This is a genomic window from Mesorhizobium sp. BR115XR7A, from assembly GCF_020165315.1.
Taxonomy (GTDB): domain Bacteria; phylum Pseudomonadota; class Alphaproteobacteria; order Rhizobiales; family Rhizobiaceae; genus Mesorhizobium; species Mesorhizobium australicum.
The window spans coordinates 567,609-585,683 of the sequence record NZ_JAIUHW010000002.1; the positions used below are offsets into that span (position 1 = coordinate 567,609).

The window sequence follows — 18,075 nt, forward strand, 5'->3', positions numbered from 1 at the left end:
CGAACCTCAATTCTGCAGGATGTTGCTGCCCTTCATGACGATATCGCTCGAAGCGTCGACATTGATCTTTCCCGAACCTTTGACCGTAATGTCCTTTCCCTTGATGGTGATCGTTCCATCCTTCTTCATAAGGATCTCGGCACCACCGGTCTTGATCGTTATCGAGTCCTTTGCTTCGATGGTCAGGTTCTTGCCGACCACCAACCCCGCATCCTCGCCGACTTGGGTGAGGCTCTTCTTGCCGATCTTGAGTTCGTGCGCCCCGTCGATCTGGGTCGAGGCATCCTGGCTGACCTTGACGGTCCATGTCTTGCCAATCTCGGTGTTCTGCGCGCCGCCGATTTTGAGGCCCTGATCGGCGCCGATCTCGATACTTTGGCTGGCCGCTACATTCCAGCTATCATCCGCCCCAATATCGTGGCTCTGCTCCGCCCCCACCGTAACCGAACGTGAAGCCCCGATCGTGTTCGACTGCGCTGCGCCGACGCTCCGTGTCTCGGCCGCCCCTACCGAATCCATACGCGCCGCGCCCACAGTCACCGTCTGCACCAGCCCCACCGTCTGCGAGTGATTAGCGTCGATGTTCTCCGTCGAATTGGCGACGACGTGGATCGTCTCGTTCGCCATTACCGTCAGCGATCGGTTCTTACCCACCGTCTCGGAATCGTTCGACCCGATATTCGTCGTCTGGTCGACGCCGATCTTGACCGTCTTGTTGTTGCCGACGTCCTCGTCAAGGTTATGGCCGACGGAGTGCTTGGCGTCATGGTCGATGCGGTCGGACTGGTCGTGCTGTACGGTCTTGTTGCGATCGTGCTTGATCAGCAGATGGTGGTCCTTCTGCGCCTGGAAATTGACCAGCTCGGAACCAGCCTTGTCCTCGAACATCAGCTCGTTGTAGCCGCCGCCGCCTTTCGAGGAATTGGACTTCCAGCCTGATTGCGTGGCGTTGCCCGGCAGCGCGTAAGGCGGCATCTCCGATGCATTGTAGACACGTCCGGTGATGATCGGCAGGTCGGGGTCGCCCTCGATGAAATCGACTATGACCTCCTGGCCGAGGCGAGGGATTTGGATGAAGCCCCAGCCGCTGCCGGCCCACGTCTGCGACACACGCACGAAGCAGGACGAGTTCTGGTCCTTCTTGCCGAGGCGGTCCCAATGGAATTGCACCTTCACCCTCGCGTATTTGTCGGTGAAGATCTCCTCGCCTGACGGGCCGACGACGGTCGCGGTCTGCGGCCCGCGCATGATCGGTCGCGGCGTGATCCGCAGCGGCCGGTAGGGCAATTTGGTGGGCGCAACGCCCAGCACGACCCTGAAGTTCTCGCTGTGGGCTTCGTTCTGGGTCCGGTAGCCCGGATCGAACAGCCGGTATTCGGCGCTGATCACCAGATAGTCCTGGTTCTGGTCGTCGCGCGGAAAACTTTCCAGCGTGAACTTGCAGCCTGAAAAAAGGCCCCGGACGGTTCCCACCGCCGTGCTGTGCTGGTGCACAGCCTGGAGTTCCTCGCGCCGGATACCGGCAATCTTATCGCCACGCCCGACATCGAGATGCGCGCCGGGCTGACGGTAGTTTTCGCCCGAAGCCTCCTGATGGGCGAAGGGCTGAGCGGATTTCGCCATCAGGTCAGCGCCGGGCTTCTCGAAATCATAGTCTGTATGAACGTAGGCGCCTGGACGCACGGCGCTGCCCGGAATCCATTCGGTAATGTATTCAACATCACGGCGCGAGCCGTGGCCTTCGAAATTGTAAAGCACCTTGTCGTAGCCTGGCGCCGGCTTCAGCTTGCTCATGGCATCGCACAGCACCAGCGTGTGCTTGCCCTCGTTGTGCTCGAAGAAATAGAAGATCCCTTCGTGCTCGAGCAGCCGCTGCACAAAATCGAGATCGCTCTCATCGTACTGCACGCAATATTCGCGCGAGGGATAAGACCCCTGCAGCCGCTTCTCGAACTTGGCGATGCCGTATTTCGAGAAGATCTTTTCAACGATCTCGACAGCGGTCATGTTCTGGAAGATGCGGCAGTCGGTGGTGTTGCCGAGAAACCAGAGCCATGGCCTGACACTGGCCTCGTAATAGGTCAACCGATCCTCTATGCGGGTAAGTTTGAAATCCGACACCAGACCGCTGAACCAGCGCTTTGGATCGGATTCGCCTTCGACGGAAACGACGCCGCCCAGCATCTTCAGCGGATCGATCTCACGGCTCTTGCTGACGAACCCCACGGTATAGGCGAAACATCGGCTGATCTCATCACGGCCAACGAGATGGGTAAATGTCAGCACATCGGCCCCAACCGGCGTCTGTAGAACCGTGGCACGTTCATTCGGCATGGGTCGTGCCCCTCCTCGACGCGGCAGCCGGGATGATGGATTGAAGCCCCGCTCCGTGAACGGCATCACGTTCACAGCATCTGACCGCCGCAAGCTAGCATACCTTCGACGGAGACCAAATAAAAGCAACGCATGAACCTGGCGAGCATTGTTCGTGAAACCCGCCTCTCCCACTGCGCCGGCAAGCTGCTAGAATGCCTTGGGATTTCAGCGGACAGTGGCTTCGAATGTTCATCTCGCTTCAGATCAGCAATGTCGACCGGCTACCGCCAGGGGTCGCCGCGAGCTATGCCGCCCGCGACCGTGGCTTCGAAATCGGGCGCGAAAACTGCGACTGGACGCTGTCCGACCCTGCCAAATTCATCTCGGGGCGGCATTGCGAAATCCGTTATCAGACGGGCTCGTTCTGGCTATACGACCTCTCGCGCAACGGCACTTTCGTCAACGGCTCCAGCCAGCGCCTGAATGCGCCGCATCGATTAATCCGAGGCGACCGGCTGCTGATTGGCCATTATGTCATCACCGTTTCGATCGACGAAGAGCCCGTTGGCGCCGGTCATCCGCAAGCCAGGACCGGTTCGACGCAACGCGAGTTGCCGGCCTCGACGGGACGGTCGCTTGAGCCCGGCAGCGCACCGTTGCCCACTCCGGCAGAACACAGCCCTGGCCAGGCAGCGAAAATGTCGATGTCGTCGGCGCCGAGCCCCGGCCCTGACGTCCCAGTCAAGCAGCCGGCGGAAGCCGACCGGATACTTGGCGATATCGCCAGGGCGGCCGGCTTGTCGCCGGAGCTGTTGGCGTCGCGCGACCCGCATGACGTCGCTGCCGAGATCGGCGCGGTCTTGCGAACCACAGTCGAGCAGTTGTCGTTGCTGCTCAAGGCGCGCGCGGCGGCCAAGGTCCTCGCCAAGAGCGCGCATCGCACGATGATCGGCGCCGCGGACAACAACCCGCTGAAATTCGTGCCGGGCACCGACGATATGCTGGAGATCATGTTTGCCAAGCGGCGGGCAGGTTATCTGGATGCCAGACGCAGCATCGAGGATGCGTTCGACGATCTGAAGACCCACGAGATCGCAACCTACGCAGCCATGCAGGCCGCGCTCTCAAGGCTGCTCGACGACTTGTCGCCGGAGGCAATCGCCAGAAGAATCCCGCCCGCCTCCTTTTCATCCAGGAAGAGCCACGCCTGGGATGCGGTCGTCGCGACGTGGCGGACGATGGAAGACAAGCACGAAAACGGCATGCTGGATGTCTTTCTTGCCTATTTCGCCGAAGCCTACGCCAAGGCTGGCAAGCAGAAATAGCCTTGCACCAGATGGCGTTGCTAGCACTCGCTATGCAACATCATGGAAAAGCCGCTTCCTTGACATCCTGCTTTCCGATTTCAATCGGCTTCCTGTGCGACTAGAATGGCATAGGAGCGCTTGCCAGGCTGGCAAGCGGCGCGGCTTGGGGCGTGTGCAGGAATGTCATGTTTCGGCAAGATCAGACCTTCGATCCGGCTCGCTGCTGATACTGAGCCTCGTATGCCGCTTTCCTCCTGTCTGAAAGACCCCCGTTGGACTTCGGCCGTGGTGCGCCGATGAGCTCGAAGGACGATTCCTCCGAGCCTCCGGATAAAACCGTCATCCGCGTGCCACGGCCGAGGCAAAGGCCGCTCGTGGCTCCCGCTGGTTCCGGTGTGCAAAGCGTGCCCCCTGTCCCCTCACCGGCCAGGGAATCGACCGTGTTCGACCCCGGCGCCGGCCGCCAGTTGCCCCCCGGCTGGTCGTCGGGAACTGTTGTTGTTCAAGACAACGAAGCGGTGGCTGCAAAAGGACTGTTGCAGCAGGATGCCTTGCTCCACGCCACCGCTGGCGTGAAGTATGCCGCGGCCAATCCCATCCTTGCCGCCGCAGCCCCCTTGCTCATGCTGTTCGGCCAGTTGCGGCTGATGCCGGTCGAACGCCAAGCGGCCGCGTTGGCCGAGCATATCGCGGACAACATCGATAGCTTCGACCGTGCCACGGCCAAAGCCGGAATTGCCGAACAAGACGCGCGGATCGCCAAGTTTGCGCTTTGTGAAACCGCTGACGACCTCATCGGCAATCTGCCCTGGCCGGACAAGCATACCTGGCTGCGGCACAGCATGGTGATGAAGTTCTTCCACACGCAGCCGACAGGGACCGGCTTTTACGAGGCGCTGAACAATATCCTCGCCAAGCCTGAAAGCCATTGCGACCTGCTCGAATTGATGCATGCCTGCCTTTCGCTGGGCTTCCAAGGCCAGTATCGGGCATTGTCGGGTGAGCGCAACACACTCGAGCGCGTCCGGCGCGACGTCTACGACACACTGCGCTATTTCAGGCCACGTGCCGCAGACGAGATTTCGCCCAGGTGGCAAGGCATGGCGGCGGCGATGCCCAGGCCAGCAGGGCGGCTGCCGCTGTGGGCGATCGCAGCGGCAGGCGCGACCCTGGTGACGGTAGCCTTTTTCTGGCTGAGGATATTGATCACTGACGAAGGCGATGTCACTGCCAGCGAGTTGCTGGCGCTCAATCCATCCAGCCCGGTTATGATTGAACGGGCCAGCGTAGAGGCGCCCGCCGAGCCGGCGCGAGCCGACCCGCCACCACCTACGCCTGCGAACACCACGCAGATCGACCGCATCCGCACCGCACTCGCCAAGGAGGTCGCGGGCGGTGGACTGAGCGTCGGCACCAAGGGCGAGTTCATCGTCGTAGAGATCAGCAGCCAGCTCTTGTTCCTGCCCGGCCAGGCCGGGGTAACGGTACAGTTCCAGCCCATCGCGACAGACATCGCCTCGGCGCTCGATGCCGAACCCGGACCGATCAAAATCGTCGGCCATACCGACAACGTGAAGCCGAAGAAGTCGAGCCCATTCAAGTCGAATTTCGATCTTTCTGTTGCACGTGCAAAAGCGGTGCAGGCCATGATGGCCAAGCAATTGAAGGACCCGTCGCGCCTGAGCGTCGAAGGCAAGGGCGAAGACGAACCCATTGCCGGCAATGCGACCGCCGACGGCCGGGCCAAGAACCGCCGCGTCGACGTGATACTCCCAAAGCAGGACGCGTTATGAGCCGGCGCGGCGAGGAGCTGATCGGCTGGGTGCTGCGGATCTTCAGCGCGCTTGCCCTGGTCGGCTTCTCGGCCGCCGTCTGGTATGCCGGACCCCTGATCCGCTTCGCCGACACCCGCCCGCTTGGGTCGGTGTGGCTCAGGGCTCTCATCATCGGCACGACCGCCATCGTGCTTGCGTCTTTCTACGGCATTCGCTTCTGGCAAAGAGGCAAGGCGCAACAGGCGCTCGAAACGGCCATTGTGCGCGGCGACGAGCGCAACGACGATTCACTGGTGCTCGAAGCGCGCATGAGCGAAGCCATCGCGACGCTCAGGCGGACGAGCCGCAAGCGCAACTTCCTTTATGATGTCCCCTGGTACATCGTCATCGGTCCGCCAGGCGCCGGCAAGACGACGGCGCTGGTCAACTCCGGCCTCAACTTTCCGCTTGCGGGCTCCGGCAACGCCCAGCCGGTGACTGGCGTCGGCGGCACGCGGTCATGCGACTGGTGGTTTACCGATGAAGCCGTGCTGATCGATACGGCCGGCCGCTACACGACGCACGAATCGGACCGCGAACGCGACCAGGCGAGCTGGCTTGCATTCCTGGGATTGCTGAAGAAAACCCGCCCCAGGCAACCAATCAACGGGGTGATCCTCGCCATCAGCCTCGCCGATCTCATCAGCCTCGACGACCAGCATATCGATGCGCATGTCACCGAGATAAGGAGCCGTCTGCGCGAATTGCACGAGACGCTCAAGATCCAGTTTCCCGTCTATCTGCTTTTCACCAAGGCCGACCTCTTGTCGGGCTTCATGGATTATTTCGGCGGCTTTGATGACGTGCGCAGGCGCCAGGTATGGGGCGCGACCTTCCAGACCGCCGATCGCACAAGGAACATGGCCGGCGAGGCAGCGGCTGAGTTCGACGGCCTGGCGCAGCGCTTGGCAGAAGAACTCGTCGAGCGCTTGCAGGAAGAGGCCGACCCGGTGGCGCGCATCGCCATCTTCGACTTCCCGGCGCAGTTCGGCGCCCTCAGGAACCGGACCGCGCATTTCATCGGCAGTTTGTTCGATGCCTCCCGATCGCGGGTGAATGTCAGCTTGCGGGGCCTCTATTTCTCCTCGGGTACTCAGGAAGGAACACCGTTCGACCAGGTACTGGGCACAATCGGGCGCAGCTTCGGCACCGCCTCGCAGGCGCATCTTTCGGGCACCGGCAAGAGCTTCTTCCTGCACGATCTCTTGACCAAGGTGATCTTCCCGGAATCAGGTTGGGTATCTTTCGACCGGGTGGCCGAGCGGCGCGCCAGACTTGCGAGATTTGGTGGCCTCGCCACGATTGCGCTGGCGACGTTGACGGCGCTCGGCGTGCTTGGGCTGAGCTTCTTCGCCAACCAGTCCCTGATCACGTCCACCAGGCAGTCCATGGCCCACTATCGCGACAGCGCCGATGCGCTGCTCAAGAGCACTATGGTGAGCGACGTCGACCTCGAAAATGTCATCGGCCCGCTCGACCAGTTGCGCAACCTGCCAGCGGGATTCGAGACCGGCGACCAGGGAAAGCCGATCGAGGAGACGTTCGGGCTTGGCCAGCGCGACAGGCTGCTGTCGGCCTCCAAGGATGCCTATCGACAAGCGCTCGAGCGGACATTCCGCTCCCGCCTCCTGGTGCAGGCCGAGCGGACCATCCAGGCCAAGATTGCCGATCCAATCGCACTCTACGAGCCGCTGAAGATCTATCTGATGCTCGGCGGAAAGGCTCCGAAGGTCGAGAACGAGTTGATTGTTTCCTGGATGAAGCAGGATTGGGAAGTGAACCGCTATCCGGGCGAGAACAACCGCGAGGGCCGCGCGCAGCTCGAAAAGCATCTGCGCGCGATGCTTGCCCTGGATGACGCCTACGATCCCGTCTTCGAGCTCAACCAGCCATTGATCGAAGCCGCGCAGCGCTCGCTTGGCCGCATGAGCCTTGCCGACCGCGCTTCAGCGCTGATCAGGTCGGCGGTCTACGCGGCAACGCTGCAGAGCTTCCCAGTCGCAGCAAAAGCCGGCCCTGAGGCACAGCTCGTGTTCGAACGCGCGGATGGCGGCGATCTCGCGGATCTCGACGTTCCCGGGCTTTACACGCGCGATGGCTTCAACCGTTTCTTCCTGCCGCAGCTCTCGCGCATCGCGCAAATCCTCGTCAATGACCAATGGGTGCTTGGCGGCGGCGGGGAACAGGGCGGCATCGACCAGGATCTGCCCAAGCTCGGTCCAGAACTGATCGACCGCTACGGCAAGGAATTCTCCGCCGCGTGGAACGGCGTCCTTGACCAGCTGATGTTCAAGGCATTGCTCGAAGACAAGCCGCGATATCTGCCGCTTTCCGCTCTCGCCGCGCCGGACTCGCCTCTTGCTCAGCTCTCCACGGCGATCGCCGACGAGACCGCGTTGACAAAGGACAAGATGGTCGAGGGCGAAGGCGGCGCGGCGCAAGAGGATCTCGCCAGCATGGCCAAAGGCCTGGCTCGCATCGGCCTGCAGATCGCCGGCGGCAAGTCGCAGAGCCGTGCCGGCTCTGGCTCGGCTGTCGCACACAGTGCCGGTGCGAACGTCGAGGCGCAGTTTCGATCGTTCCAGTCCCTGGTCAGCGGCGCCAACGGAGGGCGTCCAATCGATGCGTTGACGCGGAATTTCCGCGATATCTTTCAAAGCCTGAGGCTTTCGGCCGATGATCCTTCACAAACCGAACGCCTCAACGCCAACCTGCAGCTGCAGATCTCCACGCTGCGCGCCAATGTCTCGCGTCTTCCGAAGCCGCTTGCGCGCATGGTCAACGCGGCAGCGGACGAGTTTGCTGGCAGTGTCGCCGAAGCCTCGCTGGCCAACCTCAACCAGAACCTCGACCAGACGGTCACACGAGCCTGCGAGGAGGCGGTCGGCGGTCGCTATCCCTTCGCAAGGGACGCCACGCAAGAGATCTCGATAGCGGATTTCGCAAAGCTTTTCGCGCCGGGCGGGCTGATTGACCGTTTCTTTGCGCAAAACCTTGCGTCGCTCATCGACATGAGCGGCCAGGAATGGACCTGGAGACAGGATGCCCGCGCCGGCCACGACTTGGCGAAGTCGACCCTGAAATCCTTTCAGTCGGCCGCAGAGATCCGCAGCGCCTTCTTTCCGTCCGGCGGCTCTGTGCCCTCGGTTTCGATGACCATCACGCCGTCTACGCTCAATGGAGACGCAGACAACGCCGTTCTCAACATTGACGGCCAGACCATCCAGAGCAGTCAGACGGGCAACGCGCCGAGCACGGTGACGTGGCCAAACAGCACTACCTCGGCTTCCGCCAGCCTCACCTTGATGCCGCAAATGCCCGGCCGCGACTCGGCTATCAAATTCGAGGGACCGTGGGCGTTCAAACGTCTGCTGGACAAGGCGACCATCACCGCCAGCGGCGAAGCCCGCTTCGTGATCGGTGGACGCGACGTCGCTTACATGATCCAGACCGGACCGGCGGCAAATCCCTTCCTTTTGCCAGCCCTGGCCGACTTCAGCTGTCCGAAGGCGTTCTGACACGGCTTTGTTCAAGCGCAGCGGCGGCTGCGGCACTCATTTTGGTACTCTAATGGATGCGCTTATGGCAAAGTGGCCTGGGCACGCTGCCCGGGGTTGGTCACAGGGGACGCTCGCGAAGCGCTAGGTGGCAAATTGAGCACTGTCGCCCTTTCCATCGAAAGCTTCGGCGTGACCCATAGAGGCTGCGTGCGCGACCACAACGAGGACAACTATCTGATAGAGCCGCAGACCGGTCTCTGGGTGGTGGCGGATGGCATGGGCGGGCACGAAGCCGGCGAGGTCGCGTCGGCCAGCATCGTCGACCATCTGGCAACGATCGGCATAGCGAGCTCGGCACCCGACCTTCGTGCGCGCTTCGAGGACCGGCTGAGCCGCGCCAACTCCGAGATCCGCGAGATCTCGCGATCCCGCGGCATCACCATCGGCTCGACCTTCGCCGCCTTGCTTGCCATGGATGGACGGTTCGCGGGCCTATGGGCCGGCGACAGCCGCATCTACCTGATCCGTGACGGGACAATCTTTCAGGTCTCGAAGGATCACACCGAGGTCCAGGAACTGGTGGATCGCGGCATGATCAGCGCGCAAGAGGCGCTTACCTGGCCGCGCCGCCACGTCATCACCCATGCAGTCGGGGTGAGCGACGAGCTCGAGATCGATTTCCAGCAGGGCGAGCTGATGGCGGGGGATGTCTTCGTCCTGAGCACCGACGGACTGACGGCTCATGTCAGCGACGCCGAGATCGAAGCCGCAGTCAGATCGGCAACGCCGCAGGCGGCGTGCCGGAGCCTGCTGGAGACGGTGCTGGCGCGGGGCGGCACGGACAATGTGACCATCGTACTCGTGAAGATCGGCGGCGGGCGCAACCGTGCGCCCCATCCGGATCGGTCCGGACCGGAGAGCCTCGCGAGATGAGCGACGACGATAAAACGCGGATATCGACCAACGTCACCTATGCCGGCGCCGGCACGCAGCTCAGCGGCATCTACGAACTCGACGAGAGGATCGCGTCCGGCGGCATGGGAGAAGTCTATCGCGGCCACAACATCCAAACCGGCGATCACGTGGCGATTAAGATCGTCCTGCCCGAATTCGCCCGTGACCAGACGATCCTGTCGCTGTTCCGCAAGGAAGCATCGATCCTCAACCATCTGTCGCATGACGCGGTGGTTCGCTATCACGTCTTCACCATCGATCCGAAGATCGGCCGCCCCTACCTGGCAATGGAGTTCGTGGACGGCCAATCACTTTTTGATGTGATGCGTCACGGAGCGATGCAGGGGGAAGACGTGCGGCGCCTTTGCCATCGCTTGACCTCGGGGCTGGCGGCTGTGCATCAGGCGGGCGCGATTCACCGCGACCTTTCGCCGGACAACATCATCCTGCCTGGCGGCCGGGTGGAGCACGCCAAAATCATTGATTTCGGTATCGCTCGCTCCGCGACCGCAGGCGGTGAAACGCTGATCGGTGGGAAGTTCGCCGGCAAATACAATTACGTATCGCCCGAACAGCTCGGCCTCTATGGCGGCGAGGTCAGTGAGCAGTCCGATATCTATAGCCTCGGCTTGGTACTCGCCGCCGCACTGCGCGGAAAGCCACTCGACATGAGCGGCTCGCAGTACGAGGTCATCGAAAAACGCCGGACCGTCCCAGACCTGTCTGACATCGATCCCGAGTTCCATGATCTCCTCGGCGCCATGCTGCAGCCCGACCCGCGCGATCGGCCCGCCAGCATGGCCGAGATCGCCAGGGCGACGCGTGGCGAGGATGTCGAGCTCACGTTGCCGCCCGTATCGTATGGTTCGCGGGAACGCTCCGGCTTGCCGCGCGCCGGGTGGACGGCACTGCCCACCTCCAGGCTCGAGCCTTTGGCATCTCCGGGCGAACAACGCTTTGTCGAGCATGTCCGGCCGGCGCATTTGTCGCAACCAGAGTCGGCGCCGACGCCCGGCACGACCGTTCCGGCTAAGCCGCGAAAGCCGGGGCGGATGCCGGCCATCGCTGGCGCCCTGGTGACGCTGGCGGTCCTGTTGGGGGGCGGCCTTTATGTCAGTGGCATCCTGGCGCGGCCCCCGGCCGAAGAGACCCCCAAGCCTCTGACATCAAAACCGGTGGTGCAGAAGCCGCAACCGGAAGCATCGCAACCGCCGCCATCATCACCGCTGCAGCCGGAGCCGTCAAAACAAGACAACGCTGCCACCGAACAAACGGCAATGCCACCTGCGCTGCCGGATGCTCAGGTGAAGACCACAATACCGGCCGCGGACCAGGGGGACGCAGCAGGCGAGCAGAAACCGCAGCAGGCCAAGCCCCCCGAAATGCCGGTGCCGACCCCGCGCCCCGAGCTGCCATCGGCAACAAAATCACAGCAGGTCGCCCGCCAGGAGCCGACGGGCCAGCCGGTGACCGCCGACAGGCAGGCGCCTATGGTGCCGCCCATCGGCGAGACCGCACCATCCATGGCTCAACCCGAAGCAACGGCTACTCCGCCGGTCGAGATCAAGCCTGCCGAGACGCCGACCGCGACCCGGTCAAACGCGGTGTCGGTGGCAAAGCCCGAGGCGAAGGCGAACCCGCCGCAGCCAGTCGGCGAGCCGCCGGGGACGTCGGCGCCAAGTCAGACGCAGGCAGAGGGCAAGCCGGCGCGGGAAGCAAACCCGCCGGCGACGAAACCAAGCGCAACCGAGCTGGTCGATAAGCTTTCCAAAATGGCCAAGCCGGAGGCTTCATCGCCGACGATTGCGCAAAGCCCAGTGCCGGCTCTGCCGGTCAGCCCGCCGGCTCAGCCGGTGCCGCCGACTGCGATCGCCAGCAAGTCGCTGCCAGCCGCGCCGACCGAAGCGGCGAACACGCCGCAACCGTCCCAGCAACCGCGGCCGCCGTTGACCACGCAGCCCGAACACACCGACGTCGCCATCAACATGCCCAAGCCGGCGGTGCCGCCAGCGGCGGCCGTCGACGAGACGGCGCAACGTGCGTTGTGGGTGCGCGACTTCAGTGGCGGCGACTGTTTCTACGCGTCGCTGACATCCCAAAGCGCCAGCGCCGCCGCAATCGAAGGCTTCGCAACCGCCGTGCAGCCCTTCGAGCAGATGCTCAATGACTTTCAGTCGAGGTTCCATCTCGAGCCCGATATCAGCGTCCGTGTCATCGACCAGCCCCAGTGTGAAGTGACCAGGTTCCTGCGCTTGCTCGACCGCAACCAGGTGGAAAGGCCGCAACTGGTTCTCGACCGGACGGCGGTGCCGGACGGCGCGCCGATCAGGGGCACGCTGGCAACCCATGGCGGGCTCGTTTCCAACGTTATGCTGATCGACCACAGAGGCATCGCCTTCAACCTTGATGACCGCATGGTGGCGCAGGCTGACAAGGCGACTTTCAGCATACCGATTGGTTTGGGCGCCGCCGACAAGGCGGCCGGCAAAGCCCTGCCGCAGATCATGCTGGTGATCACCGGACCGCACGACATTCGGGCCGCGAGCTTCTCCAGGCCGACACCAGCCTCCGACCTTTTGCCAAAGATCCTCGAGGAGATCGAGGCCGACGGCTCGCAATTCTCCGCCGCCGCGAAGTATTTCAGGCTCGGCGGATAGATATGAACGCCGATGGACCTTCGCGCCCTGCATCTATTTTGCCCGCCTTCCGCACGCATAAAGCGTAGCTGGTCTGGACGCTTGCTGGCCAACCGCGTCGCGTTTTCCGCGCTGTTGGGCGCAGCACTGCTCCTTGCCGTCTCGACCGACAGCGCGCATGCGGAATTCACCGTCTGCAACCAGACCCTCGACGTCGTCAATCTCGCCGTCGGACAAAAGATCGACGATGCCGACCAGACCGACGGCTGGTGGACCATTGGCGCCAACCAATGCGTGAACGTCATCCGCGAGGAACTGACCAACCGGTACGTATACCTCTACGCGACCGACGTGTTCGGCCATGCGATCCTCAGCGGATCGACCGAAATGTGTGTTGATCGACACCGCTTCTCTATCCGTGGCATCGACGAGTGCTGGCAGCGCGGTCATATCGCGGCCCGTTTCGTCGAAGTCGATACGCTCGAGCAGGTGCGTTGGACCTATTTCCTGACCGGAAACGGCCCGTGACGCACCGTATCGACACGAGCTTCAAACAAAAGAAGCTGGCGCGCCAGAGTGAGCGCAGACGCAAACTTTGGCACCGCTTTCTTGCTGGCCTTGCCGCGCTCATCGTCATTGCGATTGCCACCGGGTTTTATCTCACCCGGGATGACTGGTCGTTCGGCGACGAGAATGAAGAGCTGCATCCCGTCGAAGGTATGGATGACATACCCCCCGACGCCTCGGTCTATGTGCCGGCCATCATCGATCTTGCCGGTGACCCGATGTGGATCACGCTGGCACCCGATGACGAGACCGCCACGAAGGGCCGCACGATTGCGCGCCCGGCCGAACTCGACAGTTCCGGGGCTTCGCCGCAGATCGAGATCCTGTCCGACGTGATGTTGAGCGCCAGCGAGAAGTTCATGACGACGATCCCCTCCACGCAGGAGGACTTTGCCTTCTTCCAGGCGCAGCGGCAGGCTGCGCCGAAGCCCTCCGCCGCGGCACCCGAGGGCCACGAGCCGACCGCGCCCGAACCTGCCGTCGCGTCCGAGGATCAACGCGATGATCTGGCGAACGACCTGCAGGCGGCGCCTGAAGGGGGGGAGATGTCCCCGGGTTCGGCGCTCAAAGCTGACGCGGACGACCCCGAGGCCGGCTGGGGCGAGACCATTGACCAAGGCGAGAAAGCGCTGCCCGCCTTTGAGAAGACCGCCATTGAGAACAACACCACGGTCGCGACCGTCATCAGCGATTATCAGCGCTACGAGGCAACAGAGGACACTTTCGTGAAAGTTCTCAACGAGCGCAGTCTGGACAGCGTCGCGCTCGACGCGCATTTCTCCACGGACGATGCCAGGCTTGCGGGCGAGGCGCTGAAAGCGGTGTTCAACCGCGATCGGCTGGAGCCTGGTTTTGTGGTGGCCCTGCGCGGTTTCCGGCCGAACCGTGAGACGACGACCATGTCGCTGATGCAGGTCTCCGTCTACGCAAGGAACCTTTACGTCGGCACACTGACCCGCAATGTCGGGGGCGCCTTTGTTGCAGGCGTCGATCCCTGGGTGCGCGAGGACCTCTTCAACTATTCCGGTGGTTCGGATCAGGGTGGGCCGAAGCGGCAGTACCGTCTGCTCGACGCAATCTACTCGACGGCGGCGCGCAACAAGGTGCCGACCAGCGTGATCGGCGAAGCGATCATGTATCTGTCGAGAGGACAGGATCTGGACGCCTTCGCCGGTGAGGACCAACGCCTGGTGCTGATCTACTCGCAGACCCCGCGCGGCCAAGGCGAGATTTCCGGACGGGTGCTTTATGTCGGCGTCCTGGGTAAGGACAAAAACCTCGACTGCTTCGTCTACCAGCAAGCCGACGGGCAGTATGCCTGCGTCACCGGCGATGATCAGGTTCGTTCGCAGACCGTCACCAACGGCATGATCACGCCAGTGAGCGGGGTGATGACGTCGACCTTCGGCCCGCGTAGGCATCCAATCCTCGGAACGGTTCGAATCCACAAAGGCGTCGACTGGGCAGCCCCTGTGGGCACGCCCATCATGGCCGCCTACGACGGCGAGATCAGCTTCCAAGGCGACGGCGGCAGCTATGGCAATCTGGTCAAGATCACCCATTCAAACGGGCGCGAGACGCGCTACGCCCATATGCAGAAATTCGCCATTGCCAGCGGCGTCGGCACCAAAGTGAAGGCAGGCGACGTCATCGGCTATATTGGCACGACCGGGCTCTCGACCGGACCGCATCTGCATTTCGAACTTTATCAAAACGGCGAGGCGATCGATCCGCTCGGGACGGTTACCACGGTTGCCAGCGCTGAGTCCCCCAGCTCTGGCCGATCCGCAGGCTCTGGCGATGCCGCGGTCGAAACGCTAACCGACCGGATCGTACATGTTGAAAGCGGCGGCAGCGCCCGCGCCAAGAATCCCAACTCGTCGGCAACCGGGGCTGGCCAGTTCATCACCAAGACCTGGATACGGATGATGAACACCTATCGTCCCGATCTAGCCCGTTCGCTCTCGACCGCCGACCTGCTCGCGCTTCGCTATGACGTGACGTTGTCGCGTGAAATGGTGCGCAATCTGGCGCGCGAAGGCGAAGCCTATCTGCGCGCCCGCGGCCACCAGATAACGGCGGGTCGCCTTTACCTGTGCCACTTCCTTGGCATGGAAGGAGCGCACCAGGTGCTGGCCGCGTCCGGCACGTCGCAATTGAGCGCCGTTTTGGGTTCAGCGGTGATCGAGGCCAATCCCTTCCTCATCGGCAAGACCGCTGGCTATGTCATCGACTGGGCCGAGCGGAAGATGGGTCAAAAAGTGCCGCGCGTGGTGACGGATGCGGGCCAGCCGGCGACGACCACCGAAGTTCGGCAGACGTCACCGGAGTTCGAAAAATACAAGCAGGCGATAACAGCGCTGCTCAATTCGATCCAAGGTGTGCTTGAGCCGGGCTAATTAAGGATCGGCCGGTCGGCGAGCCTACTCGGTCCTGACACGCATCTCCACGCGGCGGTTGACCGGATCGTAAGGGTTAGCGACCCGCGGATGCGATTTGCCAACGCCGATTGCTTCCAGTCTGGCAGGTTCTACCCCGTTGGCTGTCAAGAATGCCGCCACCGATTGCGCCCTTCGCTGCGAAAGGTCCTGGTTGTACCGATCCGAGCCCGTCGCATCGGTATGCCCCTCGACGACAAAGCTGAACGTGCTCAACCGATTGTCCTTGAGCGCCTTTGCGAACTCATCGAGTTCCGTGCGCGCGATCTGGTCGAGTTGAGCCGAATCAAGGGCGAAATTGATCATCATGTCGAGACCAGCTTTTTGTGGGGCTGAACCGGTCTTCTCCGCCTTGCTCTTGCACTCTTCCTCCGTACCGACGCAGATGCCGCGCGAGGCACCGAGATTGCCGGGCTGATTGGCGAAGAACTTCACGATGTCTTCCGAATTTTGAAGCGGATCGGCACAGACGTGCGTTGCAAGAAGCATGGCCGCTAATGCCAAGGCTGAACTGACCCATCGCATGACCGTCACTCCAGTGTGAGTGGATTTGCTGGCGCCTACCATAGCAAATTGGGAAGCGATTGTCTGTGACCAAACGCATGCTGCTCGTGGCGACCACCTGTTGAGGTCTGACGCTTGACCGGCGCTCGCCCACAGGCTTGAGTGCTTCTCTGCTGGCTCGTGGGGATGTGGCAGCCATGGCTAATGAACTCGGGTACAGAACGGCACGGGATCTGTTCATTGCTTGTCCCGCCATCGCCAGGGACATGAAATCGCTGGCGACGGGTCAGCCGCCCCTAGATTTTTGCCGCAGCCTGCTTGCCGGGCGCGTGCCGGAAGAAGCAGTCACGTTCTGTGCCTACCTGCTACCCGAGCGAGCCGCCGTCTGGTGGGGACATGAATGCTTGAGCAATGTCGCCGAGCTGCTCGCTGGGCAGGACCTCGAATTGCTAGCGCTTGTCCATGCCCGCGTCGGCGAGCCTGACAATGTTCAACATCAAGCAGCCTTGAGCAATTCCTTGCAGCTGCCGCCGGCAACCCCGGCCGCCTGGATCGCACTGGCAGCGGTATGGCGTCACCCGACGCTCAAAATGGAGTCCAGCGGATTCCCCGCCGCCCATGCCGTCAATGCCGCAATCCTGGCGGGACTGGCCCGCGCGGCGCTGGCGGACCGATTTACCTTGCTTTCCGCCTTTGTCGAAATGGGCATCGAGATGGCTCAGCTTGAGGCGTAACGGGTTCGCCGTTCGCCTCCCCTGCTTGCCCTCCCTCGTCGCTGGCACCAGCCCAGCACTACTACTGGCAGCCGCCTTGCGCCCATCTGGCCAGCGCGACCTTGAATCGGGTACCCAGCGGATGCTGCAGGCGAAGGACCGAGACGTCGTTGGCAGCGAAATTCTTCGCCTGCTCGCAAAGCCGGGCCTCGTTCCACTCATGGCAGCTGTCGCAGTGCTTGCCTTCCCACACCGACTTGTCGAGACCTTCGACCGGACTGAAAAGCGGTTCGCCCTTGATCAATTGGGCGATGCTCTTGCCGTCGATCACCGGATCCCCGAACGTGACCGGGCGATCGAAAAAGATTGGCCCGTCAGTGGCAAGCTTCGGGATCTTCGCTCGAAGAACATCGAGCGCAAGCTGGTCGTCAGTCTGGGCTGCCGAGCCGCCGGTGTTGCGCGTCCCGGAGCTAGCTTCATCAGGCGAGGTGCTCGCTTCACCCACGATCAGCGGCGCGTTGAGATCGACCTTGTGCAGGACAACCTCGGTGGTCAGGGAGACATTGGTCCAGGGGCGCTGCTTACCGCCTGTCGCCCTGAAGACGTCGCTGGTTACCCTGTTCATCGCTTCGGTAATGGAGACATTGGATTCGCCAATGTGCTGAAGCAACGCCGTCGTGAAGGGCGAGTGGGCGCCGGACCCATCATAGGCGAGCTGGTTGGGACTGGCAGCGAACGCAATGAGCGTTCCGGCACCGCCGTTCTCAATCCCAATTTCCGCAAGCCCGCTGCTTGCACCTTTGATGCCCGCGGTCTTGGCCAGCACATCGACCAAAGGATTGTCCCGGCAAGCGTCCAGAAATACCAGCCTGATGCTGGTCTCGCGAGACATCTGCCGCAAAATGAGATCGACCGACACGGCCTCAAAGTCGAGCGAGGTTTCGTCCTCGAGTGCGGCATCCACCGGAAGCAGGTAATTCTTGCCGGAGACGTGCAAGCTATGTCCGGCATAGAAGAACAAGGCGACATCGGCGCCGCGCACCTGCTTGGCGAACTGGGCGACCGTCGCCTGCGTCTGCTGCTTGGTGAGGTCGAAACCGGAGACCACCTCGAAACCAAGGTTCTGCAGGCGCTCGACCATGGCCTGCGCGTCGCGCGCGGGATTGGCGAGCGGCGCGGCGTGCTGATATTGCGAGTTGCCCAGCACCAGCGCGACACGACGCTCGGCAGTGGCGGCGGTCAAGGTGAAAAGCAAGACCATCGCGACAAGGCTAGTGCCGCGAAACAAGCCTGCGCAAAACGCCAAGGGACGGGAGCCCACCCTGA

The 18,075-nt window shown here is 62.5% G+C and carries 11 protein-coding genes; 8 read left to right on the forward strand and 3 right to left on the reverse strand.

Features of this window, described 5'->3' with window-relative positions; genetic code table 11:
- Nucleotides 1-6: 6 nt before the first annotated feature.
- Entirely contained in the window at nucleotides 7-2,334 is a 2,328-nt protein-coding gene (tssI, locus tag LB557_RS06790; RefSeq protein ID WP_140661222.1) for a type VI secretion system tip protein TssI/VgrG, read from the reverse strand.
- 227 nt (nucleotides 2,335-2,561) lie between these two features.
- On the opposite strand from tssI, the gene tagH reads away from it, so the two are divergent.
- The 7 genes from tagH to LB557_RS06825 all read left to right on the forward strand — a co-directional run bounded on the left by tagH (nucleotide 2,562) and on the right by LB557_RS06825 (nucleotide 15,493).
- Nucleotides 2,562-3,641: a type VI secretion system-associated FHA domain protein TagH gene (gene tagH, locus LB557_RS06795; protein WP_140661221.1), complete on the forward strand. Its 1,080-nt coding sequence runs from the start codon at nucleotides 2,562-2,564 to the stop codon at nucleotides 3,639-3,641.
- Between the two features lie 278 nt (nucleotides 3,642-3,919).
- Nucleotides 3,920-5,416 (forward strand): type VI secretion system protein TssL, long form, encoded by a 1,497-nt coding sequence (gene tssL / locus LB557_RS06800; RefSeq protein ID WP_224644014.1) that lies wholly within the window; start codon nucleotides 3,920-3,922, stop codon nucleotides 5,414-5,416.
- The gene (gene tssM, locus LB557_RS06805; RefSeq protein ID WP_224644013.1) at nucleotides 5,413-8,955 is read left to right on the forward strand and encodes a type VI secretion system membrane subunit TssM; all 3,543 of its coding nucleotides are present in this window, start codon (nucleotides 5,413-5,415) and stop codon (nucleotides 8,953-8,955) included. Before tssL ends, tssM begins: the two co-directional genes overlap by 4 nt.
- Before the next feature lie 135 nt (nucleotides 8,956-9,090).
- Nucleotides 9,091-9,870 (forward strand): PP2C family protein-serine/threonine phosphatase, encoded by a 780-nt coding sequence (locus LB557_RS06810; RefSeq protein WP_140620094.1) that lies wholly within the window; start codon nucleotides 9,091-9,093, stop codon nucleotides 9,868-9,870.
- A complete protein-coding gene (locus tag LB557_RS06815; protein ID WP_224713032.1) occupies nucleotides 9,867-12,548 on the forward strand; it encodes a serine/threonine-protein kinase in 2,682 nt (893 codons plus the stop codon). Before LB557_RS06810 ends, LB557_RS06815 begins: the two co-directional genes overlap by 4 nt.
- Before the next feature lie 12 nt (nucleotides 12,549-12,560).
- Entirely contained in the window at nucleotides 12,561-13,055 is a 495-nt protein-coding gene (locus LB557_RS06820; RefSeq protein WP_181171465.1) for a DUF1036 domain-containing protein, read from the forward strand.
- Nucleotides 13,052-15,493 (forward strand): M23 family metallopeptidase, encoded by a 2,442-nt coding sequence (locus tag LB557_RS06825; RefSeq protein ID WP_224644305.1) that lies wholly within the window; start codon nucleotides 13,052-13,054, stop codon nucleotides 15,491-15,493. The genes LB557_RS06820 and LB557_RS06825 overlap by 4 nt, the downstream gene beginning before the upstream one ends.
- 24 nt (nucleotides 15,494-15,517) lie before the next feature.
- Here the strand turns inward: LB557_RS06825 and LB557_RS06830 are convergent, their stop codons facing one another.
- Nucleotides 15,518-16,057 carry an OmpA family protein gene (locus tag LB557_RS06830; RefSeq protein ID WP_224644304.1) on the reverse strand — a complete coding sequence of 180 codons (540 nt, stop codon included), beginning with the start codon at nucleotides 16,055-16,057 and terminating at the stop codon, nucleotides 15,518-15,520.
- A 176-nt stretch (nucleotides 16,058-16,233) separates the two neighbouring features.
- On the opposite strand from LB557_RS06830, the gene LB557_RS06835 reads away from it, so the two are divergent.
- The gene (locus tag LB557_RS06835; RefSeq protein ID WP_224644303.1) at nucleotides 16,234-16,770 is read left to right on the forward strand and encodes a DUF6931 family protein; all 537 of its coding nucleotides are present in this window, start codon (nucleotides 16,234-16,236) and stop codon (nucleotides 16,768-16,770) included.
- 61 nt (nucleotides 16,771-16,831) lie between these two features.
- Here the strand turns inward: LB557_RS06835 and LB557_RS06840 are convergent, their stop codons facing one another.
- On the reverse strand, nucleotides 16,832-18,010 hold the full coding sequence (locus LB557_RS06840; RefSeq protein WP_224644307.1) for a caspase domain-containing protein: 1,179 nt from the start codon (nucleotides 18,008-18,010) through the stop codon (nucleotides 16,832-16,834).
- Between the last annotated feature and the right edge of the window lie 65 nt (nucleotides 18,011-18,075).